Raw genomic sequence first — 7,338 nt, 5'->3', positions numbered from 1 at the left:
GCGGGTGGTCGAGTTGCACGGCGGGCTCGACCGGGTGGTCTGCCTGTCGTGCCGCCGGCGCACGCCCCGCATGGAGCTGGACCGGCGCCTGCGCCGCGCCAACCCGGGCTGGGACGCCGCGGCGGCGGTCATCAATCCCGACGGCGACGCGGTCCTCACCGACGAGCAGGTCGCGGGTTTCCAGGTGGCCGACTGCACGGACTGCGGCGGGCTGCTCAAGCCGGACGTGGTGTTCTTCGGCGAGAACGTGCCGAAGCCGCGCGTGGACGAGTGCTTCGCGCTGGTGGCGGGCGCGCGGGCGCTGCTGGTGCTCGGCTCGTCGCTGGCGGTGCGGTCGGGGCTGCGGTTCGTCCTGCGGGCCGCCGAGCTGGGCATCCCGATCGCCATCGTCAACCAGGGACCCACCCGGGGCGACGCCGAGGCCACGATCCGGCTGGACGCGCCGCTCGGCGCCACGCTCACCGAGCTGACCACCCGGCTCCCGGCGCCCGCCGTCCGGGCTCCCTGAGGACCGCGGGCGCACGGGGCTCCCCGTTCACGCGTCACACAGGCCGATTCAGCAGGTGTGGCCGTTGTACCAGGCGTACTTGATGACGGACGTGGAGCCGAGATGGGTCCAGCCCGGCGGGACACACCTGGTGAATCCATCCAGACCGTGCCGTTCGACGCGGATGTAGACCCACGTGGGGCCGCAGTGGTTGTACCAGGCCTGGCCGGTGGGGCCATCGGGACTCCAGCCACAGGCGAGCGCCCCGGCCGTCCCGCCGCTGGTCCCAGCGGTGGCGAGCTTGGCCGCGGCGGGTGCCTGGCGCACCTGCTGCTGGCCGGCGTACGCCGGCGCGGTGGTCAACGCCAAGGCGGCCACCATCCCGCCGATCGCCCCCACGATCTGTGCGCGCATATCGCTCACTCCCTTTTTGTTCGGTGCGATGGATTCCCTGTGAATCGGTCGCAGGAGTCAGTCTCACCGCGCGCACCGCCCGGCCCCGAGCCTTTCGATGGATTTCGAAAGGCTCGGCCCCCGACACCGAGCGGGAAAAGCCGGACGGGAAAAGCGGGAAGAGCGCGACGTGTCCCCGGGTTTCACTTTTCGCGGGCGTCTACGGGTGAGGAGTCCGGGGTGGCGGGAAACGCACTGTCCTTGGGAACACTGGACGACGTGCACGTCGATGTGCGCCGCTCGCCCGGTGCCACGCTTTTCTCAGTGCTACGGGACGTGATCGGCGACACGAGGAGCGGCGTACCCGCGTCGTGGCGCGACGCCGTGCGCGGCGCGCTGCCCGCCGGCGCGGCGCTCGTGCGCCCGCTGCTGAGCACCCGGGACTGCTGGATGCCCGACTCCCTCGCCCTGACCGCCGACCTCCGCACCACCAGCATGGGCACCGTCCTCCGCGAGCTCGGCGGGCTCGACCCGCAGGCGCTCGCCGACGAGGTGTCCTCCCACTACCGCACCTCGATGCCGCCGGCCTGGCAGCGCTTCGTGGACGACCCCGGCGCCTTCCTCACCGCCTACAGACAGGTGCTGCGGGCCGCCTGGGCCGTGATGGAGCCGTTGTGGGCCCGAGCCGACAGCCTCTTCGCACGGGAGACCGAACGGATCGGCGCCGCCGTGGTCAGCCGCGGCCTGGACGCCGTCCTGAGCGGCCTGAGCACCCCTCTCCGCTACGTCGACGGCACGCTGCACCTGCCCCATCCCCCCTGCCGCCGGCCTCCGTCCGAACTGGGCGGGCGCCGCCTGGTGCTGGTCCCGCTCGCCTCGGGTTTCAGCGCCAGCATGTACGACGTCGAGCGCGACGACCTCGTATGGATCGGCTACCCCCTGCCCGGGCTGGGCCGCATCGTCACCCGCACCCATCCGGCGGCGCCCACCGCTCCGGACAGTGCCCTGACCCGGATCCTCGGCCCCATCCGGGCCGCGATCCTGCGCGCCTCCTCCCCGCAGCCGTCCGTCAGCGAACTCGCCCGCCATCTCCATCTGGGCGTGAGCACCATCACGTACCACTGTGACCAGCTCACGGCGGCAGGACTGCTGCACCGCGAACGACGCGGCCGTGAAGTGCGCCTGCGCCTGACCCATCGCGGCACGGAAATCCTCGACCTGTTCGCGGGACCATCAGAGGCCGGCAATTTCCGGCGATAAGCAGGATGCGGCAACGACCCGCGGAACGCGGCGCTTCTTCGCATTCTGACACGCGCGCAATTCGTGGTTTTGTTGTGCGCGGAAGCGTCGAATCGGCTCCGAGCAAGGCGACGCGTAGGACCGCCCCGCGTTCCGGAGCGGGCACAATGGGGGACATGTCCCGTCGTGTACCCGCCGGCTGCCCGTGCGGCCTGCCCGCCCCCTACCGTGACTGCTGCGGCCGCTTCCACCGCGGCGAGGGCGCGGCGTCCACGGCCGAGCTGCTCATGCGGTCGCGGTTCGCCGCGTTCAGCGTGGGCGACGAGGCCTACCTGCTGCGCACCTGGCATCCGGCCACCCGGCCGGCGCGCGCCGGCCTGGACCGCAAGGTGCGGTGGGTGCGGCTGGAGGTGCTGGAGACCGCCCGCGGCACGGTCCTGCACACCGATGGCACCGTCCGCTTCCGCGCCCACTACGTCGACCGCGGGCGCGAGGGGGCGATGGAGGAGCACAGCCGGTTCGTCCGGCTCGACGGACGCTGGGTATATGAAGGCGCCCTGGAGCCGGCGGGGCTATAGTAAGTCAGGTGACCAACTCAGTACGGGGCGGGAAGCGGGAACGCCTGACGGCCGCCGCGGCCAAGGTGCTGCACGAGCAGGGCGTCGAGAAGACGACGCTGGCCGACATAGCCCGCGAGGCCGACGTGCCCGTGGGCAACGTCTACTACTACTTCAAGACCAAGGACCAGCTCGTCGAGGCGGCCATCGGCGAGCACGCCCGGTCGCTGCGCGGCCTGCTCGACCTGCTCGACGCCATGCCCGAGCCGGCGCAGCGGCTCAAGTCGCTCGTCCGCGGCTGGGTGGACCAGCGCGAGGTCGCGGCCCGCTACGGCTGCCCCACCGGCACGCTGGCCTCCGAGCTGGACAAACGCGCCGACGGCCTCGACCAGGCGGTGGCCGCCCTCATGCGGGAGCTGCTGGACTGGATGGAGCGGCAGTTCGCCGCCCTCGGCCGCGACGACGCGCGCCAGCTGGCCGTCGCCCTGCTGTCCTCCTACCAGGGGATCTCGCTGATCACCAACACCCTGCGCGACCCGGAGCTGATGAAGGCCGAGGGCGACCGCCTGGAGCGCTGGATCGACGCGCTCTCCTGACCCTTCTCCGCGCGTGACCACGGCTTCCCCGAGGAGGGTTCCATGGCGGGTGTGACGCTCCGTCCGGTCCGGGAGGACGACCTGACGATCTTCGAGGAGGAGTTCGGCACGCCGGCCGGGAGGAGTGAGCTGCAGTGGTTCGGCTTCCGCTCCCCCGGACGCGACCGGCGCGCGTACGCCGAGAACGGGATGCTGCGTGACGACGGCGGCACGCTGACCGTCTGCGACGGCGACGACGTGGCGGGGCGGGTCGACTGGGGCAAGGCCTGGGGCTGGGGGCCGCCCGCCGACTCGTGGTGCTGGACGATCGGGATCCTGCTGCGGCCCGCCTTCCGGGGACGCGGCATCGGCACCGAGGCGCAGCGCCGGCTGGCCGCGTACCTGTTCGACCACACCAGGGCGCACCGCGTCCAGGCGTACACCGACACCCGCAACCGGGCCGAGCAGCGGGCGCTGGAGAAGGCGGGGTTCCGGAGGGAGGGCGTGCTGCGGGAGGCGCAGTGGCGCGCCGGAGCGTGGCACGACCAGCTCCTGTACGCGCTCCTGCGCACCGATCCCCGTTAGCCGCGAGTGACGCGGCCGTCGCCGGCGTCGGCGTACGGCGTCACGCGTCGCGGACGCGCAGCAGCAGGCCGCCGCCCGCGAGTGCCACGGCGGCCCACGCGGCCAGCACACCGAGGCCCGCCCACGGGCTCAGCGGCAGGCCGTCCAGATTCACGGTGGCCTGGACGGACAGGCCCGCGTTCGACGGCGACAGCCGCCACAGCGCCAGCTGCCAGTCCGGGTCGCCGACCATGAGGGGCAGGACCGCCGACACGTACAGCAGCCCGAGCACCGCCCCGATCGCCGCCGCCGAGTCGCGCACGGCGAACGCGATCCCGAGACTCAGCAGCGCGACCAGCGCCAGGTACAGGACCGACCCGGCGGCGGCCCGCAGCGTCGGCCCGTCGGCGAGCGACAGCGGCGGGTGGCCGTGCGCGGCTGTGAACCCCCGGCCGGGCAGGACGAGCCGCCCGGCCAGCAGCGAGCCCAGTACGGCGAGCACGGCGGCCGGCACCGTCACGCCCGCCAGCACGGCGGCCTTGGCGGCCAGGACGGCGCCCCGGCGGGGCATGGCGGTGAGGGTGGTGCGGATCATGCCGGTGCCGTACTCGCCGCCGGCGACCAGGACGGCCAGCACGGCCGCGACGGCCTGCCCCACCTGGACGCCGCCCAGCGCGAGCTTGACGGCGTCGTGGCCGCAGCCCGCCGCCGGGCAGGTCACGCTCACGCACACCGCGGCGCTCGCCGCCGCCGTCAGGACGACCAGCGCCGCCAGCAGCCGTCCCGCGCCCGGCTCGGTGCGCAGCTTCGTCCATTCGGCCCGCACCTCCCGCCCCGCCCAGCCTCCTTCCCGGGACACCCGCCCTTCCGGGGACATCCGCCGTTCCCGGGACACGCGCCGGCGGTTCACGCGTCCCTCCGGTCGAGGCGGACGACGGCCAGGGCGAGCGCGAGCGCGGCGTACCCGCACAGCACCGCGAGCCCGGCCCAGGGGGCGAGCGGGTAGTAGCCGGCCGAGGGCACGTAGTTGGCGAGCACCTGCGGGTACGCGGGGATGCTCTGCTGGATCGCGAACCCGGCCGCCGGGGTCACCCGCAGCAGCCACCGCGCCGCCTCGTCCGGCAGGATCGACGCGGTCGCCAGCAGGTGCGGCACCACGACGACCGCGATGGCGGCCGTGATCGCCGCCGTGCCCCGCCGGAACAGCGCGCCCAGCGCGAGCGCCAGGACCGCCGCGGCGGCCATCAGCAGGGCGACCCCGGCCACCAGCCGCACCTGCGCCGCCACGGAGACCGGCAGCACGATGTTGCCGTTGCCGCGCAGCAGGCCCGTTCCCCAGGGCACGGTGACGGCCGTGGCGGCCAGCCCGGCGGCGAAGGTCACCGCGGCGATCACCACCGCCTTGGCGGCCAGCGCGCGACCGTGCCGCGGCGCGGCGAGCAGCGTGGTGCGGATGAGACCGCGCCGGTACTCCGCGGTGACGAACACGACCGCCACGACGATCACCACGATCAGCCCGATGACCACGCCGGTCAGCGTGTTCTCGGCGCGCTGCCCGTCGGTGAGGGGCCCGATGTCGCCGACGCCGGTCACGGTGTACGTGCCGCCGGACTCGTGAAAGCCGCCCGGATGGTGCAGCGTCACGCCGTCCGCCTCCGTGGTGGCGCCGATGTCGTCGCGGCTCCACGTCCCGCCCGCCACGCGGCCCGACAGCTCGACCCGGTCGAAGACGGCGGTGGTCTCGGAGAAGCGGACCTGCTCGATGCTGCCGCCGAAGTCGGCCCGTCTCACGGTCAGGTCGCCGGGCGAGGCGGCGAACAGCCCGATCTGGGCCGTCTCCGGCAGCCCGGGCAGCCGTGCCGTGCCGACCCTCGTCCACCGCCGGCCGTCCTCGGACTCGTACCCGGTGATCTCCTCGCCCGCGCGGTCCAGCCGCAGCCAGCGCGGCGAGGCCGCCGACACGCCGCCCGGCCGGCCGGCGGTGTCCTGGGTGAAGTCGTGCTGCATCCGCACCCCGTGGGCGCCCGTCACCATGACCGCGGCGTACGTGGAGCCCTGCCGGACGCCGTCCTTGACGATGAGCCCCGCCTTGGCCCACGGCACGACGCGGGACTCCACCCGCCGCACCCCGGGCTGGACGTCGGGGACCCGGACCTGCCCTGTCATGGAGGTGACGCGCGCGGTGACGGAGCCGTCGCCGGTGAGGGTCCGGTGCGCGAAGAAGAAGTGGTCGCTGACCGCCTCGCCGCCCGGGCCCACCGGCGGCGCCGGGCAGGTGTCGTCCGGGCCGCCGCACGAGGTGTGACTGCCCGCCGCCGACATGAGGCCCAGCAGCACGGTGACCAGCGCGGCCGCGGCCATGCCGGCCACCCAGCCGCGGACCGTGCGGAACTTCGTCCACTCGGCCCGCACCAGCCGCCCGAACCCGCCACGTCCCGCCGGATCCGGCCTCGGCGGCCCGTCCGCCGTCATCGCGCCGCCCCGCCCGGACGGCCCGTCCGCCCTCATCGCGTCGCTCCGCCGGTCGCGGCGCGGAACTCGACCGCGTCGCGGGTCAGCTCCATGTACGCCTCCTCCAGCGTCGCCCGGTGCGCCGTCACCTCCGAGAACGGCACCCCGCCGGCGTTCAGCAGCCCCACGACCCGCTCGGCCGGCACCCCCGAGACCGTCACCGTGTCGCCACCGGACACGGTCACCGCGGCGCCCACCCCGGCCAGCACCGTCATCGCCGCCGCCCGGTCGGAGGTCCGCAGCGTGACCCGGTCGCGGGAGGCGGCGGCGATCAGGTCGGCCACGGCCGCGTCCGCCACCACCCGGCCACGGCCGGCGACCACCACGTGCCCGGCGGTGTCCTCCAGCTCGCTCATCAGGTGGCTCGACACGAGCACGGCCCTGCCCTCGCCCGCCAGCGAGGCCAGCAGCCCCCTGATCCACACCATGCCCTCCGGGTCCAGCCCGTTGAACGGCTCGTCCAGCATCAGCATCGGCGGGTCGCCGAGCAGCGCCGCCGCGATTCCCAGCCGCTGGCGCATCCCGAGCGAGTACCCGCCCGCCCTGCGCCGCGCCGCCGATCCCAGCCCGACCAGGTCGATCACCTCGTCCACCCGCCGCGCGCCCAGCCCCTGGGAGTGGGCCAGCCACAGCAGGTGGTGCCGGCCCGTCCGGCTCGGCTGCAGCGCCCCGGCGTCCAGCAGCGCGCCCACGTGCCGCAACGGGTCGCGCAGGCTCCGGTACGGCCGGCCGCCCACCAGCGCGGTGCCCTCGTCGGCGGCGTCCAGGCCCAGGACCACCCGCATGGTGGTCGACTTGCCGGCGCCGTTGGGGCCGACGAACCCGGTGACCCGTCCCGGCGTCACGGTGAACGTCATGCCGTCCAGCGCCAGGGTCGGTCCGTACCGTTTGCGCAGGCCGGCGACTTCGATGGTGGTTTCCATGGCATCGCAGGCTAGGGGGCGGCCCCGGGCGGGCGCGTCACGCGGGGGAGCCATCGTAGGCGGCGCGGCATCCCTCGATCGAGGGATGC

General features: G+C 74.4%; 9 protein-coding genes. 5 read left to right on the top strand and 4 right to left on the bottom strand.

Annotation, left to right across the window (positions count from 1 at the left end; genetic code table 11):
* On the top strand, positions 1-508 hold a 508-nt coding region (locus AB0H81_RS42900; RefSeq protein ID WP_358387680.1), incomplete at its 5' end, for a Sir2 family NAD-dependent protein deacetylase.
* 48 nt (positions 509-556) lie between these two features.
* On the opposite strand, the gene AB0H81_RS42895 is transcribed toward AB0H81_RS42900, so the two are convergent.
* A complete protein-coding gene (locus AB0H81_RS42895) occupies positions 557-901 on the bottom strand; it encodes a DUF6355 family natural product biosynthesis protein (protein ID WP_358387677.1) in 345 nt (114 codons plus the stop codon).
* Positions 902-1,204: 303 nt separating this feature from the next.
* On the opposite strand from AB0H81_RS42895, the gene AB0H81_RS42890 reads away from it, so the two are divergent.
* From AB0H81_RS42890 to AB0H81_RS42875, 4 genes are all read left to right on the top strand, one after another.
* A complete protein-coding gene (locus AB0H81_RS42890) occupies positions 1,205-2,140 on the top strand; it encodes a winged helix-turn-helix domain-containing protein (RefSeq protein WP_358387674.1) in 936 nt (311 codons plus the stop codon).
* Positions 2,141-2,295: 155 nt separating this feature from the next.
* On the top strand, positions 2,296-2,697 hold the full coding sequence (locus AB0H81_RS42885) for a YchJ family metal-binding protein (protein WP_358387671.1): 402 nt from the start codon (positions 2,296-2,298) through the stop codon (positions 2,695-2,697).
* 8 nt (positions 2,698-2,705) lie between these two features.
* Positions 2,706-3,272, top strand: a complete 567-nt coding sequence (locus tag AB0H81_RS42880; protein WP_358387669.1) for a TetR/AcrR family transcriptional regulator — start codon at positions 2,706-2,708, stop codon at positions 3,270-3,272.
* Positions 3,273-3,314: 42 nt separating this feature from the next.
* A complete protein-coding gene (locus AB0H81_RS42875) occupies positions 3,315-3,836 on the top strand; it encodes a GNAT family protein (RefSeq protein WP_358387667.1) in 522 nt (173 codons plus the stop codon).
* A 40-nt stretch (positions 3,837-3,876) separates the two neighbouring features.
* On the opposite strand, the gene AB0H81_RS42870 is transcribed toward AB0H81_RS42875, so the two are convergent.
* The 3 genes from AB0H81_RS42870 to AB0H81_RS42860 are packed head-to-tail and all read right to left on the bottom strand — an operon-like array spanning position 3,877 to position 7,249.
* Positions 3,877-4,674 carry an ABC transporter permease gene (locus tag AB0H81_RS42870; protein WP_358387664.1) on the bottom strand — a complete coding sequence of 266 codons (798 nt, stop codon included), beginning with the start codon at positions 4,672-4,674 and terminating at the stop codon, positions 3,877-3,879.
* 47 nt (positions 4,675-4,721) lie between these two features.
* Entirely contained in the window at positions 4,722-6,323 is a 1,602-nt protein-coding gene (locus AB0H81_RS42865) for a hypothetical protein (protein ID WP_358387662.1), read from the bottom strand.
* A complete protein-coding gene (locus AB0H81_RS42860) occupies positions 6,320-7,249 on the bottom strand; it encodes an ATP-binding cassette domain-containing protein (protein ID WP_358387659.1) in 930 nt (309 codons plus the stop codon). Before AB0H81_RS42860 ends, AB0H81_RS42865 begins: the two co-directional genes overlap by 4 nt.
* Positions 7,250-7,338: the final 89 nt, after the last annotated feature.

This window comes from Nonomuraea sp. NPDC050691 (assembly GCF_040654455.1).
GTDB lineage: Bacteria > Actinomycetota > Actinomycetes > Streptosporangiales > Streptosporangiaceae > Nonomuraea.
This window is presented reverse-complemented; position numbering and strand designations above follow the sequence as displayed.

Coding starts and splice junctions, on each gene's coding strand:
- AB0H81_RS42895 (WP_358387677.1), bottom strand. CDS start 901: ATGCGCGCACAGATCGTGGGGGCGATCGGCGGGATGGTGGCCGCCTTG.
- AB0H81_RS42885 (WP_358387671.1), top strand. CDS start 2,296: ATGTCCCGTCGTGTACCCGCCGGCTGCCCGTGCGGCCTGCCCGCCCCC.
- AB0H81_RS42875 (WP_358387667.1), top strand. CDS start 3,315: ATGGCGGGTGTGACGCTCCGTCCGGTCCGGGAGGACGACCTGACGATC.
- AB0H81_RS42865 (WP_358387662.1), bottom strand. CDS start 6,323: ATGAGGGCGGACGGGCCGTCCGGGCGGGGCGGCGCGATGACGGCGGAC.
- AB0H81_RS42860 (WP_358387659.1), bottom strand. CDS start 7,249: ATGGAAACCACCATCGAAGTCGCCGGCCTGCGCAAACGGTACGGACCG.